Origin of the sequence: Acidovorax benzenivorans (assembly GCF_028680575.1) — a bacterium.
GTDB classification, from domain to species: domain Bacteria; phylum Pseudomonadota; class Gammaproteobacteria; order Burkholderiales; family Burkholderiaceae_C; genus Acidovorax; species Acidovorax benzenivorans.
Map to the genome: position 1 here is coordinate 197,672 of NZ_JAPCKI010000004.1, position 14,580 is coordinate 212,251.

The 14,580-nt window shown below is 65.0% G+C and carries 14 protein-coding genes and 1 riboswitch; of the genes, 12 read left to right on the forward strand and 2 right to left on the reverse strand.

Features of this window, described 5'->3' with window-relative positions; all coding sequences use genetic code 11:
• The first annotated feature begins 18 nt into the window (after positions 1 to 18).
• The 5 genes from fdxA (at position 19) to OIN59_RS09080 (ending at position 4,411) form a co-directional block, all read left to right on the forward strand.
• Complete coding sequence (gene fdxA, locus OIN59_RS09060; RefSeq protein ID WP_055393870.1) at positions 19 to 348, forward strand: ferredoxin FdxA; 330 nt, start codon at positions 19 to 21, stop codon at positions 346 to 348.
• A 124-nt stretch (positions 349 to 472) separates the two neighbouring features.
• The gene (locus OIN59_RS09065) at positions 473 to 1,528 is read left to right on the forward strand and encodes an NAD(P)/FAD-dependent oxidoreductase (protein ID WP_274109413.1); all 1,056 of its coding nucleotides are present in this window, start codon (positions 473 to 475) and stop codon (positions 1,526 to 1,528) included.
• Between the two features lie 129 nt (positions 1,529 to 1,657).
• Positions 1,658 to 2,017 (forward strand): nuclear transport factor 2 family protein, encoded by a 360-nt coding sequence (locus OIN59_RS09070; RefSeq protein ID WP_274109415.1) that lies wholly within the window; start codon positions 1,658 to 1,660, stop codon positions 2,015 to 2,017.
• Between the two features lie 16 nt (positions 2,018 to 2,033).
• Positions 2,034 to 2,915 carry an AraC family transcriptional regulator gene (locus OIN59_RS09075; protein ID WP_274109417.1) on the forward strand — a complete coding sequence of 294 codons (882 nt, stop codon included), beginning with the start codon at positions 2,034 to 2,036 and terminating at the stop codon, positions 2,913 to 2,915.
• A gap of 38 nt (positions 2,916 to 2,953) precedes the next feature.
• A riboswitch (TPP riboswitch) is annotated at positions 2,954 to 3,058 on the forward strand.
• A 72-nt stretch (positions 3,059 to 3,130) separates the two neighbouring features.
• On the forward strand, positions 3,131 to 4,411 hold the full coding sequence (locus tag OIN59_RS09080) for a purine-cytosine permease family protein (protein WP_274109419.1): 1,281 nt from the start codon (positions 3,131 to 3,133) through the stop codon (positions 4,409 to 4,411).
• Between the two features lie 80 nt (positions 4,412 to 4,491).
• Here the strand turns inward: OIN59_RS09080 and thiD are convergent, their stop codons facing one another.
• Entirely contained in the window at positions 4,492 to 5,367 is an 876-nt protein-coding gene (gene thiD / locus OIN59_RS09085; protein ID WP_274109421.1) for a bifunctional hydroxymethylpyrimidine kinase/phosphomethylpyrimidine kinase, read from the reverse strand.
• 270 nt (positions 5,368 to 5,637) lie between these two features.
• Between thiD and OIN59_RS09090 the strand changes: the two genes are divergently transcribed.
• The 4 genes from OIN59_RS09090 to OIN59_RS09105 all read left to right on the forward strand — a co-directional run bounded on the left by OIN59_RS09090 (position 5,638) and on the right by OIN59_RS09105 (position 8,744).
• Complete coding sequence (locus OIN59_RS09090) at positions 5,638 to 6,768, forward strand: FAD-dependent oxidoreductase (protein ID WP_274109423.1); 1,131 nt, start codon at positions 5,638 to 5,640, stop codon at positions 6,766 to 6,768.
• The gene (gene thiS, locus OIN59_RS09095; RefSeq protein ID WP_055393858.1) at positions 6,765 to 6,962 is read left to right on the forward strand and encodes a sulfur carrier protein ThiS; all 198 of its coding nucleotides are present in this window, start codon (positions 6,765 to 6,767) and stop codon (positions 6,960 to 6,962) included. The genes OIN59_RS09090 and thiS overlap by 4 nt, the downstream gene beginning before the upstream one ends.
• Positions 6,963 to 7,045: 83 nt before the next feature.
• Entirely contained in the window at positions 7,046 to 7,855 is an 810-nt protein-coding gene (locus OIN59_RS09100; protein ID WP_274109425.1) for a thiazole synthase, read from the forward strand.
• On the forward strand, positions 7,848 to 8,744 hold the full coding sequence (locus OIN59_RS09105) for a thiamine phosphate synthase (RefSeq protein ID WP_274109428.1): 897 nt from the start codon (positions 7,848 to 7,850) through the stop codon (positions 8,742 to 8,744). Before OIN59_RS09100 ends, OIN59_RS09105 begins: the two co-directional genes overlap by 8 nt.
• A gap of 92 nt (positions 8,745 to 8,836) precedes the next feature.
• Here the strand turns inward: OIN59_RS09105 and OIN59_RS09110 are convergent, their stop codons facing one another.
• Positions 8,837 to 10,966 carry a hypothetical protein gene (locus OIN59_RS09110; protein WP_274109430.1) on the reverse strand — a complete coding sequence of 710 codons (2,130 nt, stop codon included), beginning with the start codon at positions 10,964 to 10,966 and terminating at the stop codon, positions 8,837 to 8,839.
• A 166-nt stretch (positions 10,967 to 11,132) separates the two neighbouring features.
• On the opposite strand from OIN59_RS09110, the gene OIN59_RS09115 reads away from it, so the two are divergent.
• The 3 genes from OIN59_RS09115 (at position 11,133) to OIN59_RS09125 (ending at position 14,569) form a co-directional block, all read left to right on the forward strand.
• Positions 11,133 to 12,656, forward strand: coding sequence for a 3-hydroxyacyl-CoA dehydrogenase (locus OIN59_RS09115; RefSeq protein WP_274109432.1), 1,524 nt, complete (start codon positions 11,133 to 11,135; stop codon positions 12,654 to 12,656).
• Positions 12,657 to 12,883: 227 nt separating this feature from the next.
• Positions 12,884 to 13,663, forward strand: coding sequence for an oxepin-CoA hydrolase, alternative type (locus OIN59_RS09120; RefSeq protein WP_274109434.1), 780 nt, complete (start codon positions 12,884 to 12,886; stop codon positions 13,661 to 13,663).
• Between the two features lie 186 nt (positions 13,664 to 13,849).
• The gene (locus tag OIN59_RS09125) at positions 13,850 to 14,569 is read left to right on the forward strand and encodes a Crp/Fnr family transcriptional regulator (RefSeq protein ID WP_063460954.1); all 720 of its coding nucleotides are present in this window, start codon (positions 13,850 to 13,852) and stop codon (positions 14,567 to 14,569) included.
• Positions 14,570 to 14,580: the final 11 nt, after the last annotated feature.

Genomic DNA, 14,580 nt, shown 5'->3' on the forward strand with positions numbered 1-14,580 from the left:
CCCACACAATTTCCAGCCATGACCCACGTCGTTTCCGAAAACTGCATCAAGTGCAAGTACACCGATTGTGTGGACGTGTGCCCCGTGGACTGCTTCCGCGAAGGCCCGAACATGCTCGTCATCGACCCTGACGAATGCATCGATTGTGCCGTCTGCATCCCCGAGTGCCCGGCCAACGCCATCTTTGCCGAAGAAGACCTGCCGGCCGATCAGATCGCCTTCATCAAGCTCAACGCAGACCTGGCCTTTGCCGACGGCTGGAAGAGCATCACCAAGCGCAAGCCCGCGCTGCCCGACGCCGACGAGTGGAATGGCAAGCCGGGCAAGGTCAACGAACTGGTCAAGTGACCCCCGTGAGTCGCTTCGCGCCATCCCCCAAGGGGGACGCCACCGGTGGCCTGGCAAAGCCAGTTCCACGGTGGCACTGGTCTTTGGCAGCGCCAGTTTCGGGCGCTGCGCGCGCGGCGTGAGCATGATTCAAGAAACCGACGCCGTTGTCATCGGCGCGGGTCCCGTGGGCCTGTTCCAGGTCTTCCAGTTGGGCCTGCAAGGCATCACCGCCCACCTGATCGACGCCCTGCCCCATGCGGGTGGCCAGTGTGTTGAGCTGTATGGCGACAAGCCCATCTACGACATCCCCGGCATCCCCGTTTGCACGGGACGCGAGCTGGCCGATCTGCTGCTCCAGCAGATCGCGCCCTTCAAGCCACACTGGCACCTGAACACCCTGGTCTCATCCCTGGCCCTCCAGCCCGATGGCCGCCTGCTGCTGCAGACCAGCGCCGGGGCCCAGTTGCTGGCCCGTTCGGTGTTCATTGCGGCGGGTGTTGGCGCCTTTGTGCCGCGCACACTGAAGATCGAAGGCATCGAGCGTCTGGTGGGCACGCAGGTGCACTACCAGGCCCTTCCCCCTGGTTTTGAGGCATCCGGCCACAACATCGTCGTGCACGGTGGCGACGAGACCGCCGTGGCGCGTGCCGTGGAGCTGGCCGAACAAGGCCGTGCTGCGCGTATCAGCCTCCTGCACCGCCGCGATGTCTTCCAGGCGCCCGATGCGCTGCTGCAGCAACTGCAACAACTGCGCGATGCAGGCCACATCGTGGTTGAGGCCGCGCAGATCACCGGCATCGAGGCCTCTGGCGACCGCCTGACGGCGCTGCAGGTGGTGGACGCCGAAGGCAACACACGCGCCCTGCCGCTCGACATTCTGGTGGCCGTGCTCGGCATCTCCCCCCGGCTCGGGCCCATTGCCGACTGGGGCATCGCCCTGGAGCGCAAGCAACTGGTGGTAGACACCGAGGCCTTCCGCACCAGCGTGCCTGGCATCTACGCGGTGGGCGACATCAACACCTACTCCGGAAAACGCAAGCTCATCCTGTGCGGTTTCCACGAGGCCACGCTGGCGGCCTTTGGTGCGGCCGAGGCGCTCAAGGGCGACAAGGTGGCGCTGCAATACACCACCACCAGTCCACGGCTGCACCAGCTACTGGGCGTAGCCTCTGCATCGGCGCCTTCCGCCAGCGCGTAGTCCAGGCGGGTCAGGGCACGGTCGCTTCATGCCCAAACGACGCGCCCACAAATAAGCACAAAATGTCCAAAAAGCGCGCAGGCGCCCGGCACGATGGCGTCTCCCGTCAACACCCACCAGGAGCACGCTATGAGCCAACAACCCCTTCAATCCATCTGGGACACCTACACCGCGTCGTGGAAGAGCGACTCGGCCGCAGACAGGGAGGCCCTGTTTTCCCAGTCCCTCGACCCCGCCTGCACCTACAACGACCCGCTGGCCACCGCCCAGGGCTGGACCCAACTGACCGCCTACATGGACGACTTCCACCGCCAGGTGCCCGGCGGCCATTTCGTGACCCATTACTTCGCCAGCCACAACCAGCAGAGCATTGCCAAATGGAACATGGTGGATGGCAGCGGGCAGGTGATCGGAGAAGGCGTGAGCTACGGCCGGTACAACGACCAGAACCGGCTCGTTGCCATGACCGGTTTCTTTGAAACCCCTTGATCGGACGGACGCACCCGTGCTTTATCTCCGGCAAATCCAGGAGGGCATCGATTTCATCGAAGCCCATCTCGAATCCGATATCGAACTTGCCGAGGTGGCACGGACCGCGGGAATGAGCCAGTGGCACTTTCAGCGGATCTTCAAGGCCTTGACCAACGAAACCCTCAAGACCTACATCCGGTCGCGCCGGTTCTCGCGGGCGCTGGAGCAGTTGACCAACACGCGACTGAGCGTGCTCGACATTGCGCTGGCGTCAGGGTACGAGACGCAGGAGAGTTTCACGCGTGCGTTCCGGGATTGCTTTCGGCTCACGCCGTCGCAGTACCGCAAGATGGGCAACCGCTCGCTGTTCGTGCGCAAGATCCGTTTTGACCAGAGCTACCTCGCGCACCTGCACCACAACATCTCCCTGACACCCGACATCAAGGAGCAGCCCCCCATGCAGTTGGTCGGACTGCCCACGGACTACTACGGCATCGACTCCGAAAAGAACAACCTGGGCCAAAAGCTGCCGCCCCTGTGGGCTGCGTTCCTTCCCCGGTTGGGTGAAATTGCGAACACGGTGCCCGGCGTGTGCTACGGCATCGTGGCACCAGAGAGGCCACACACCGAAAAACTGCGCTACCTGGCGTGCATCGAAGTGCAAGGCCTCGGCGTGCTGCCACCAGGCATGGCGGCCACGGAAATCCCCGCATCGACCTATGCACGCTTCACCCACCGGGGTCCTGCGCAGAATGTCGACGCGACGGTGAACTACATCTACTCCAGCTGGATGCTGTCGGCAGAGCATCAACACACCCTGGGACCTGATCTGGAGATCTACGGGTCGGCGTACCACCCCACCCTCCATGACTCCGTCATGCACTATGCGATCCCGGTCACCCCGCCACCGGGTTGAACGCGCGCCCTACAATGAGCCCCGCGCTCTTTCGGGAGCGCTTTCGCTAGGGGTGTCGATACCGGGCCACCGGAACCGACTGAGAGAGTCCCTTTGAACCTGATTGAGATCATCCTCGCGCAGGGAAGCACGTCCGCTTTGGCATTGCCCTGAATGAAATGACTTTGGGGCGCGTTGGCGGGCCGCCCCTGCTCTGTACTGCTACGGAGCCTTCCATGTCCTCATCGCCCGCCGCGCCCTCCCACAACGAAGCGTTGGCCCCCGTCTCCTCTGACCGCCGCGTATTCCAGTGGCATGACCACGCCTCGCTCTGGTTCAGCCTGGGCGTGGGCCTGCTGGTCATGCAGGTGGGGGCATACCTGATGCCCGCGCTGGGTACCAAAGAAGCCCTGATCGCCATCGTCGCCGGTTCCATCGTGGGCGCGGGCCTGCTGGGCTGGGTGGCCAAGCTGGGATGCGACAGCGGCCTGGCCAGCGCCGGGCTGATGCATGCCGTGTACGGCCGCACGTTTGCCAGCCTGCCGATCATCCTGAACATCGTGCAGCTGGTGGGCTGGGGCACGTTCGAGCTGGTGGTGATGCGCGATGCCACCGTGGCCATCGGCCAGCAGTCGGGCGCCATGGCCGGTGCCCACTGGCCGGTGCTGGCGACGCTGCTGTGGGGCGGCGTGGTGATGCTGCTGATCAGCGGATCGATGGTGCAGCTGGTGCGCAAGCTGATTGCGCGCATTGCCCTGCCGCTGGTGGTGTTGTCGCTGCTGTGGCTGTCGTGGCAGTTCCTCTCGCTGGCGCAAACCCAAGGTTTTGAAGCGCTGTGGACACGCAAGGGCGACGGCGGCATGGGCGTGCTGCCTGCGCTGGACCTGGTGATCGCCATGCCCATCTCTTGGCTGCCGCTGGTGGCCGACTACGCACGCCATGGCAAGAACGGCGGCTCGGCACTGCGCGGCACCTGGCTGGGCTATGCGTTGGCCAACATCTGGTGCTACAGCCTGGGGGTGCTGGTGGCGCTGACCTTGCCCAGCCAGGACCTGGTGCAGGCGCTGCTGCTGGCCCAGGGCGGGCTGATTGCGCTGTCGCTGATCCTGATCGACGAGGTGGACAACGCCTATGGCGACGCCTATTCGGGCGCCGTGTCGGCCCACAGCCTGCTGCCGCGCTGGGGCGTGCGCGCCTGGGGCCTGCTGGTGGCCGCGCTGTGCACCGGGCTGGCGCTGGTGCTGCCCATGCACAGCCTGGAGCCGTTCTTGCTGCTGCTCAGCTCGGTGTTTGTGCCGCTGTTTGGCGTGATCCTGGGGCGCCTAGCCTTTGGCACCGATGCGCCCGCCCTGCTCGCGGCTGCGCGCAAGGTGAATGCGGTGCCCGTGGCCATCTGGCTGGCGGGCATCGCGGTGTACCACCTGGCACCCAAGGCGCTGCCCGATGCGGGCTCTGCCCTGCCCGCACTGGTGTTCAGCTTTGTGCTCGCCTGGGCCACGAGGCCCAAGGCACACTGAACCAATCAATCACTATCAAAAGATGAGCAATCAGCGCATGATTGACTGGCGCTTGAGCCTCAAAATACCCAAAAATCGCTCTACAGCGCCTGAAACACCCGCTGCGCCACGGGCGCGTAGCCGTGGTTGAGCGGGCCATGGCCGTGGCCGGTGGTGACATCCGCGCCGGCAGCAATGGCCCCCAGGATGTAGGCCCGCGCCTGCTCCACGGCCTGCTGCAGCGGCTGGCCCAGTGCCAGCTGCGCGGCAATCGCGGACGACAGGGTGCACCCGGTGCCATGCCCGTTGTGGGTGGCAATGCGCTGTGACTGCAACCGGTGGCCCCGTCCTTGTGCGTGTTCCCCGCCTTGCACGGCCAACACATCCACCACCCAGTCGCCCGGAAGGTGCCCGCCTTTGAGCAGCGCGGCGCGGGCGCCCAGTCGCAGCAGGTCTTGAGCGGCCAGCTCCAGCGCCTCTACGCCCTCGATGTTGCGCCCCAGCAGCCAGCCGGCCTCGTCCAGGTTGGGCGTGACCACTTCGGCCAGCGGAAACAGCTCTTTGACCAGCACGGCCACCGTCTCCTGGGCAATCAGCCGATCGCCACTGGTGGCCACCATCACCGGGTCCAGCACCACGTGCGGCAGCTGATAGGTCCGAATGGCTTCTGCCACCACGTGCACCACGTCCGGTGAGTGCAGCATGCCGATCTTGACGGCGTCCACGCCAATGTCCTGCACCACCGCATCGATCTGGGCCTTGAGCATCTCGGGCGGAATGCCGTGGATGCCCGTCACCCCGCAGGTGTTCTGGGCCGTGATGGCGGTGATGGCCGTCATGCCGTAGCAGCCCAGCGCACTGAAGGTCTTGAGATCGGCCTGGATGCCCGCGCCGCCGCCGCTGTCAGACCCGGCAATGGAGAGCACGCGTGCGTAGCGGTGGCCCGTGGAGGGCAAGGAGATCGTCGGTGAAATCATGGCAAAAATTATGGCCTATGCGTTAGCGCAAAAAGAGCTGCCAAGGGTTGTGCTGTAATTGATTTTTCCGGACGAAACAGGGGTGTCCCGCCGTTTTTGGTGTGCGACTGAGAAATACCCTGGGGCTCGCAAGCAGCGCTGCATGGCACTGCCAGCAACATGGCCCCGCTACCCGATCCAGGTCATGCTGGCGTGGGGAGTTTCCACCAACGGCTCTGCCCCCGTTTTGTCCATGGTTGCCTGCCAACACACGGACCCACCGACGGACTTATGCCACTTCAACCCTCTTCTTTTGCCATTTTGGGCGCGGGCCTCATGGGTCGCCTGCTTGCGGTGGAGCTGGCCCGCCAAGGGCACCGTGTAGACATCTACGACGCAGGCAGCCCGGCGGCAGAAAACTCGGCCGCCACCGTGGCCGCCGCGATGCTGGCGCCGCTGGCAGAGTCAGCGATCACCGAACCCGGCGTGGTGCGCATGGGCCACCATGCGTTGACCCGCTGGCCCGAACTGCTGGGCGCCCTGTCAGAGCCCGTGTTCTTCCAGCAGGCCGGCACGCTCATCGTGTGGCACCGCCAGGACGCAGCTGAAGCCCAGCGGCTCACGCGCCAACTGGAGGCCAACCAGCACAAGGTGCCCGAGCTGCCCGCCCTGCAAAAACTGGACGGCGCCGCGCTGGCCCAGGCGGAGCCCACATTGGCGCAGCGCTTTGCGCAGGGCCTGTACCTGCCTGGCGAAGGCCAGCTCGACAACCGGCAGTTGCTGGCCGCCCTGGTGGTGGAAATGCAGCGGCTGTCCGTACACATGCACTGGCACACGCCCCAGTCGCCCGAGGCCTTCACGCCCGGCGCCCCCGGCCAGCCCGACTGGGTGCTGGACTGCCGTGGTCTAGGCGCCAAGGGCCAATGGCCTGCGTTGCGCGGCGTGCGGGGCGAGGTGGTTCGCATCTACGCGCCGGATGTCACGCTGCAGCGCCCTACGCGGCTGGTGCACCCGCGCTACCCCATCTACATCGCACCCAAGGAAGACCATTTGTTCGTGATCGGCGCGACCGAGATCGAGTCGGACGACCTCTCGCCCGCCAGCGTGCGATCGACGCTGGAACTGCTGAGTGCCGCCTACGCCGTGCACCCCAGCTTTGCGGAAGGCCGCATTCTGGAACTGGCCACGCAGTGCCGCCCCACGCTGCCCGACAACCTGCCCGCCATCCGCCAGCCCCGCCCGGGCGTGCTGGAGATCAATGGCCTGTACCGCCACGGCTTCATGATCGCGCCCGCGATGCTGGATGTGACGCTCGAAGTGCTGAACGCAGGACAATCGCAACTTTCGCAACGTTTTGACCTCGCGCTGGATCTAGAGCCCGCCCCCCTGCCCCCACCCAGCGCGGCCGCCGCCTTCGCATGAACATTTCCATCAACCAGATCCCGCACGAACTGCCCGAAGGGGCCACCGTGGCCGACGCCGTGGCCGCCATCGCGGCCCGTCCGCCTTTTGCCGTAGCCGTGAACACCACCTTTGTGCCCAACACCCGCTACGCCGCGCAGGCCCTGCAGCCCGGCGACCGCGTGGAAATCATCTCGCCCGTGACGGGGGGCTGATCCGCCATCTGAAATTTGAAGCCAAATTGGCACCTAGCGCTTGATGAATAAGCGCTAGCAGCTATTAAAAGCATAGTAATACCATGACCACTTCAACGCCCCAAGACCCCCTGGTGCTGTACGGCCAGCAGTTCGCCAGCCGCCTGTTGCTGGGCACCTCGCGCTACCCATCCCCTGCGGTGCTCGAAGCCGCCGTATTGCGCGCCAAGCCTGCCATGGTCACAGCTTCGCTCCGCCGCCAGGGCAGCAACCCAGCCGAGAGCGGCAGCAGCTTCTGGGAGCTGCTGCGCAAGCTCAATGTGCCCGTGCTGCCCAACACCGCAGGCTGCCACAGCGCGCAAGAAGCCATCACCACTGCGCAGATGGCTCGCGAGGTGTTCAACACCCCCTGGATCAAGCTGGAGCTGATTGGCGACGACTACACCTTGCAGCCGGACACGCTGAACCTGGTGGGCGTGGCCGAACACCTCATCAAAGAAGGCTTTCAGGTGCTGCCCTACTGCACCGAAGACTTGGTGCTGTGCCAGCGCCTGGTCGATGTGGGCTGCCAGGCTGTGATGCCTTGGGCCGCTCCCATTGGCACGGGGCGTGGCCCCGTCAACCCCTATGCCTTGCAGACGCTGCGCGAGCGCCTGGACGTTCCCATGCTGGTGGATGCAGGCCTGGGCTTGCCTTCGCACGCCTGCCAGGTGATGGAATGGGGCTACGACGGCGTGCTGCTGAACACTGCCGTGGCACTGGCCCAAGACCCGGTAGCCATGGCTGGCGCGTTCGCAGACGCTGTGAACGCAGGGCGCATTGCGCGCCTTGCCGGCGCCATGGCCGCCCAGGATGCGGCCCAGCCCAGCACGCCCGTGTTGGGCACACCGTTCTGGCACCACGCCCATGCGTGATATCACTGACCTGGCGCAAGCCATCGTTGCGCACCACGCGGGCACCTTTGCCGGGTTTACGCCCGAGCCGGTGCCCCCCTCCACTTCGCAAGACCCCACCTACCTCGCCGCACTGCAGGCCTGCAGTGCGTTGGGCTTTATTGCCCACGACGCCGAATGCCTGGCCCGTGCCTGGCAGGCGCGCGCGCTGCGCACCGGCAGCGCACAGCCCGACCAATGGCCAGACGAGCCCCAGGACTTTGGCCTGCAGAACCTTCCCCGCGCCCAGCAGTTTGCCGCCTGCCCGCAGCACCTGGGTCTGTATGCCGTATTGCCCGATGCCCTCTGGGTGGGCCGCATGGCACGCGCGGGGGTGCCCACCGTGCAACTGCGCTTCAAGTCGGACGATGCCCATGCCATCCGAGCCGAAGTCCAGGCAGCCGTCAAAGCAGTGCAAGGCACAGGCGCGCTGTTGTTCATCAACGACCATTGGCGGGACGCCATCGACGCGGGCGCCTATGGCATCCATCTGGGCCAGGAAGACCTGGACGCACTCACGCCCCAGGAGCTACAGACGCTGCACCGCTCGGGGCTGCGCCTGGGAGTGAGCACCCATGGGTATGCCGAAATGGTGCGTGCCGACGCCGTGGGGCCCAGCTATATCGCCATGGGCGCCGTGTTCCCCACGACATTGAAAAAAATGGTCACCGCACCCCAGGGCGTGGGCAGGCTGGGCGTGTATGCGCGGTTGATGCGCCACTACCCACAAGTGGCCATCGGAGGGATCGGTGCTGAACAGTTCCCCACCGTACTGACCACCGGGGTGGGCTCTGTGGCAGTGGTGCGGGCATTGGTCAACGCCCCTCACCCTGAAGCATCGGCTGCGCAGCTGATGGCGCTCATGCGTTGATGGGTCGGAGCGCATAGCCGCAGCCCATAGCCCTACCATCCAGAACCCAGTAGCGCACGCTGCCTGGGCAACCGCCCGGAGGCAGGCCCGGCCTACTTGCGGTCCGGCTTCTTCATCTGCTCCAGTTCGAGGCGCAGTTCCATGAGATCGTTCTCCATGCCAAAGCCGACAGGCTGGCCCGCTGGCGGTGACGATGTCACAGGCACCGGGGGCAGATCGCTCAGCGTGAGGTGTGGAGGGTCCGACAGGTCCAGATCGAGCGGAATCCCTCGCGAGTCCTCGCCCAGGGCTGCCGGTGGATTGGGAGCCCCCCCGGAATAAGGCGCGGGCGCAGGCGGCTGCAGAACCTTCTCCGCAAACTCAAACTCCAGGCTGGCGGCCAGAGAATCAAGCAGCAAATCGTCTTGCAACTCCACCGCTGGGGCCAGGGTCGACGGCGCGACCACGGTTTCGGACCGTGGTGGAGCCAACGGCGTCGTGCGCTTGCGCGGCGGCTGTGCACCACGCGCACTGGCAGGCGTGGTCTGCGCAATCGCCAGCAGCAGCAACAGATCGTCATAGGCCGCCAGGTCAAACGGATCCACAGCCTCGGCACCCGTGCGACGGAACAGAAATTTCTCCAGCAAGCCCAGCACCGCAGGCGTCGTCCACTCGGCCTCGATCTCGGCGAGCGCATCGGTGTAGTGGTACAGCATGCGGCCCGTGCGGTGAAAGCCCGCAAACTCCGGCACCTGCGCATTGAAGGACTGCATGAACTGCGTGCGCAACTGCGCAAATTCATCCACACGGCTGAGCGTGTGGTACAGCCGCAATAGCTCCAGGTAGGCCAGCGGCGAAGTCTCGCGGTGCTCTGCAATATGGTGTTTCAGAACCTCGATGGCCTGTTGGTGTTCGCCCACCGAGACAAAAAACTCGGCCTGTTGCTGGATGTCAAACAGCTCTTCGGGGTTGACGATGTGGGGCGCCACCGAGGCTGCGGCGGGCGGCGCAGCAACAGCCTTGGCCTGCAATGGAGCTGGAGCACTCGCCGCAGGGCTGGTCGTTACAAAGCGTGGCTCCACCGTTACCGAGGCCGCTTTTTGGAGGGGAGTGGCACCGGACTCGGGGTTCGCTGCGACGGCGTGGGGCTGAGTCTCAGACGGTAGCCAGGTGTCGCCGGGATGGGGCGTGAGGCCGAGGGCCTCGTCATGTGCCGATGCCGCATCGGCACGTGCGCCCAGAGCCACGGAATCGCGCCACGACCGCACCGCCTTGTCAGAGGCGCTGCGCATCCGCGACCACATCCATGCCACACCCAACAACGCGAGGGCGAGCAGCCCGCCCAGGGCGTAAACCACCGTCGCGGGAAAGCGTTCCTGCTCCATCAACTCCAGCTGCTGTTGCAACTGGCCAGCGGCTGCGCGGTCCTTCGCGGCCTGCGCACGCAGTGTGGCTGTATCCGATTCCAGCGCCTTCAGCCGTTCGTCGTCCTTTTGCAACTCCTCCGGCTGCACATTCAAAGACTTCCACAGCGCTGCGGCCTGCGCGCGCAAGGCCGACATCTCCTCGGACGGCGCCGTCGGCAGTTGGGCCGTGGAACGCAACGCCACGGGGCTGTCCAGCCAAGTGTCCAAGGGCTCAACCACCAGACGGGAGCGCGCGGCGGGCACAGAGGCAACCACCGACTTGCCAGGCGCCGCAGTGCCCACACGCGTTGTGGGTCGCACAGCAGCTGCAGAACCCGGTGCACGGTTGTCTGCGACAGGCGGCCGCGCGGCCCTTGCGGGCACAGGCGCCTTGTCACTGGGCCGGGCGGCCTGCGCAACACCGGCCGCCGCTGCGGATGCGGCTGCACTGCCACTCCCCGCCAAAGGCGAACGCTGTGACTCTGCACCTGCACCAGGGGTTACCGCAGGAAGCCGCGAAAGGTCCACCGGCGACGCAGAGGCAGACCGGGTGACGGCTGTTGGCAAGTCCGAGAGAAATGTGTAACTGCGTGTGGTTTTACCGTTGCATCCTGCGGTCAGGGTGACGGTGAGCACGGGCTCATCCAGCGACACAGAGGCCAGCACGCGGACCCCTGAGGGGCGCCCACGCACCTCGGGCAGGGGGATCACGCGCACCTTGTTGTCGCTGATGGCGTTGTCGCCCGCCACCAGCTTGGCGGTGACGCAAGAGGACGCGACATCCGTACCGGGGTCGGGCTGCAACTCGAACGACAGATCGACCGGAGCGCCCAACACGACCGTACCATTACCGTTGCCCAGGGACAGCGCCGAAGCGCCGGCTGCAAGCGCCCACAATCCCGGCCCCAAAATGGTGTTACGAATTATCACAATCAATTCTGTTTTTTGGTCTAAAGGATTCTTGCACATAACTCCCAGATAAGGCCAGAGCCATAATGCCGCTATGAAAATTCAGTTTCCCAACATCGCCATCGTGGGCACCGGCGCCATGGGCCGGGGCATCGCGCAAATTGCGGCCCAGGCCGGCAGCCAGGTTTTTCTGCTAGACGCCAACCCCGGAGCAGCCGACGCCGCCCGGGCCGCCCTGCAGGAACAGTGGAACAAGCTGGTCGCCAAAGGCCGGATGGACGCGGAACAAGCCAGCGCGCTGACCGCGCGGTTGCACCCCGTCAAAACAACAGCAGCCTTGGCAAACTGTGACCTGGTGGTGGAAGCCATCGTGGAACGGCTGGACGCCAAACAAGCCCTCTTCGTCGAACTGGAAGGGGTGGTACGCGCTGATGCCGTGCTGGCCACCAACACGTCATCCCTGTCCGTGACCGCCATTGGCGCAGCCCTCCAGCGCCCAGAACGCCTGGCCGGGTTCCACTTCTTCAACCCCGTTCCGCTCATGAAGGTGGTGGAGGTGATTGCGGGCCTCAAGACAGGTCCTGCCATCTGCACCGCGCTGGCCGCATATGCCAAAGAAATGGGCCACACCCCCGTGCAGGCGCAGGACACCCCCGGCTTCATCGTGAACCACGCGGGGCGAGGTTTTGGCACAGAAGCCCTGCGCATCGTGGGTGAGGGCGTCACCGATTTCGCCACCATCGACCGCATCCTGCGCGACCAGGTCGGCTTCAAGCTGGGCCCCTTCGAACTGATGGACCTGACGGCGCTGGACGTGTCGCATCCGGTCATGGAATCCATCTACCGCCAGTATTACGACGAGCCGCGTTTTCGCCCCAGCGTGATCACGGCCCAGCGCCTGGCAGGGGGGGTTGTGGGCAAGAAGGTGGGCGAAGGGTTTTACCGCTATGTGGATGGCGTGGCACAGGTGCCTGCCGAAGCCCCGGTCCCTGTGGTCAACGACATTCCACCAGTGTGGGTGTCCCCGCGCGCTGCCCGCCGTGCAGAGCTGTACCAGCTGCTCAAGGACCTGGGTGCCACCATCGAAACGGGCCAATCCCCCTCCCCCCAGGCCATCACGCTGGTCGCACCGCTGGGCTTTGACGTGACCACCGTCGCGGTGGTGGAGCGACTGGACCCGGCCCGCACCATTGGCATTGACATGCTCATCGATGACGCCGCAACAAAGCGCCGCGTGCTGGCCACCAACCCCGCCACCCGCGTGGACATCCGCAACGCGGCGCATGCCCTGTTTGCACGCGACGGCAAGGCCGTGAGCGTGATCCGCGACAGCGGTGGTTTTGTCACGCAGCGCGTGGTGAGCACCATCGTCAACATCGCCAGCGACATCTGCCAGCAAGGCATCTGCTCGCCCAAGGACCTGGAAACCGCCGTGACCCTGGGCTTGGGCTACCCATTGGGCCCACTGGCCATGGGCGACCGCTGGGGTCCCACCAACATTCTGGAGGTGCTGTTCAACATGCAGACCGTGTATGGCGACACGCGCTACCGCCCCAGCCCATGGCTGCGTCGGCGAGGAGCCATCGGCCTGAGCCTGAGCCACGTGGAAGAAGACTGATTGATTCGCCCCCCTGAGTCGCTTCGCGCCGTCCCCCTTCCCGAATTGCTGTGCAATTCGGGAAGGGGGACGCAGCCAGTGCACGCAAGTGAAACGCGGCTGCGCAGCTTGGCGGCCCTTGCACGGCTGCCTTGGCTTGAGCCGCACTCTGTTCGATAAGCTGCGGACGATGCGTAGCCCCGTGCAAACCTGACAACAGCCGTCCGAAGCCTTTACCCGGATACAAGATGCCCGCAGAACTCCTGAGCACCAGCCAGGGCCAGACCCTGGTCCTGACCCTTCGCAACCCCGAGCGGCGCAATGCCATCGACCCGGTGATGTATGCAGCAGGTGTGGAGGCGCTGGGCGTGGCCGAAAGCAGCCCCGACATCCGCAGCGTGGTCATCACGGGCTCCGATGGCATGTTCTGTTCGGGCGGCAATCTGCAGCGCCTGCTGGCCAACCGCCAGGAAGCGCCTGAGGTGCAGGCACAGAGCATCGAAGGCCTGCACAACTGGATCGAGACCATCCGCACCTACCCCAAGCCGGTGATTGCGGCCGTGGAGGGCGCGGCAGCCGGTGCAGGGTTTTCGCTGGCGCTGGCCTGCGACTTCATCGTGGCGGCACGCAATGCAGTGTTTGTGATGGCCTACAGCAACGTGGCACTGTCGCCAGATGGCGGCGCCAGCTGGAGCCTGGCCCAGGCCCTGCCTCGCCAGATTGCCACCGAGATCCTCATGTGTGGTGACCGCATCGGCGCAGAACGTCTGCACGCATTGGGCCTGGTCAACCGCATTGCCGAAGCAGGCAATGCACTCGACACAGCCCTGGCGCTGGCCGAGCAGCTCAATGCCCGTGCACCCAATGCACTGGCCAGCATCAAGGAGCTGCTGAACGAGGCGCCACATGCTCAGCTCACACACCATCTGGCCCATGAACGCGACCACTTCGTGAAGAACCTGCACCACGCCAACGGCGGGGCTGGAATCTCGGCGTTCCTTGAAAAGCGCGCGCCCCGCTACGAGTGACACGGCGCAGCGGGTGCCAGCAGGCGCTCGCCCCCTCCATCACAACATCAACCCCCGGCACGCTGCCACCCAGCGCCGGGGGTTTTCTTTTGGCCTACGGGCAGACACGCAGGTGACAACCCTGACGTATTGCGCAGGTCCCTGACGCGACAATGGGTCTGTTTCTAGTCACCCAAAAGACAGACCATGGACGACCCGATTCTTACTATCGAAGAACGTGAAGCGATCAACTCCGGTCGCTGGTTTTCTTCCCTTTCACCTTCGCTACGCCACGACATCCTCCGATGTGCATACGTCAAACGTTTCAAGGACGGCGCCCTGATCTGCGCACGCGGCGATCCACCCGAAGAGTGGATTGCCTGTGCACGCGGTGCGGTGCGAGTGAGCTCCACCTCCATCTCGGGCAAGCAGATCACGCTGACCTATGTGGAGCCGGGCATCTGGTTCGGCGACGTGGCGATCTTCGACGGAGACCGGCGCACGCACGACGCGTATGCGCATGGCGACACCACCATCCTGTGCGTGGCCAAGTCCGACTTCAAGAAGATCTTGGCTTCGCACGTGGAGTTCTACGAAGCCATGCTGCGCCTGCATGCGCGGCGCATTCGTCAGCTGTACGGTTTGGTGGAAGACCTCAACACCCTGCCCCTGCGCGCGCGGCTGGCCAAACAGCTGGTGCACTTGGTTCGCAGCTACGGCATTCCCAGTCTGTCGGATGGCAGCGAGATGCGCATTGGCCTGCAACTGGCGCAGGAAGAACTGGCGCAACTGTTGGGCGCTTCGCGCCAACGGGTGAACCAGGAACTCAAGGCCATGGAACGCGAGGACGCCATCCGCATCGAGCCGGGCGGCCTGGTGGTGCGTGACCGAGAAGCACTGATGCGCATCGCCGAAACCGACAACTGACCCACCCACCC

What these genes read in the sequence shown, in the direction of transcription:
- fdxA (WP_055393870.1), top strand. Translation starts at nt 19, where the DNA reads ATGACCCACGTCGTTTCCGAAAACTGCATCAAGTGCAAGTACACCGAT.
- OIN59_RS09065 (WP_274109413.1), top strand. Translation starts at nt 473, where the DNA reads ATGATTCAAGAAACCGACGCCGTTGTCATCGGCGCGGGTCCCGTGGGC.
- OIN59_RS09070 (WP_274109415.1), top strand. Translation starts at nt 1,658, where the DNA reads ATGAGCCAACAACCCCTTCAATCCATCTGGGACACCTACACCGCGTCG.
- OIN59_RS09080 (WP_274109419.1), top strand. Translation starts at nt 3,131, where the DNA reads ATGTCCTCATCGCCCGCCGCGCCCTCCCACAACGAAGCGTTGGCCCCC.
- thiD (WP_274109421.1), bottom strand. Translation starts at nt 5,367, where the DNA reads ATGATTTCACCGACGATCTCCTTGCCCTCCACGGGCCACCGCTACGCA.
- OIN59_RS09090 (WP_274109423.1), top strand. Translation starts at nt 5,638, where the DNA reads ATGCCACTTCAACCCTCTTCTTTTGCCATTTTGGGCGCGGGCCTCATG.
- thiS (WP_055393858.1), top strand. Translation starts at nt 6,765, where the DNA reads ATGAACATTTCCATCAACCAGATCCCGCACGAACTGCCCGAAGGGGCC.
- OIN59_RS09100 (WP_274109425.1), top strand. Translation starts at nt 7,046, where the DNA reads ATGACCACTTCAACGCCCCAAGACCCCCTGGTGCTGTACGGCCAGCAG.
- OIN59_RS09105 (WP_274109428.1), top strand. Translation starts at nt 7,848, where the DNA reads ATGCGTGATATCACTGACCTGGCGCAAGCCATCGTTGCGCACCACGCG.
- OIN59_RS09115 (WP_274109432.1), top strand. Translation starts at nt 11,133, where the DNA reads ATGAAAATTCAGTTTCCCAACATCGCCATCGTGGGCACCGGCGCCATG.
- OIN59_RS09120 (WP_274109434.1), top strand. Translation starts at nt 12,884, where the DNA reads ATGCCCGCAGAACTCCTGAGCACCAGCCAGGGCCAGACCCTGGTCCTG.
- OIN59_RS09125 (WP_063460954.1), top strand. Translation starts at nt 13,850, where the DNA reads ATGGACGACCCGATTCTTACTATCGAAGAACGTGAAGCGATCAACTCC.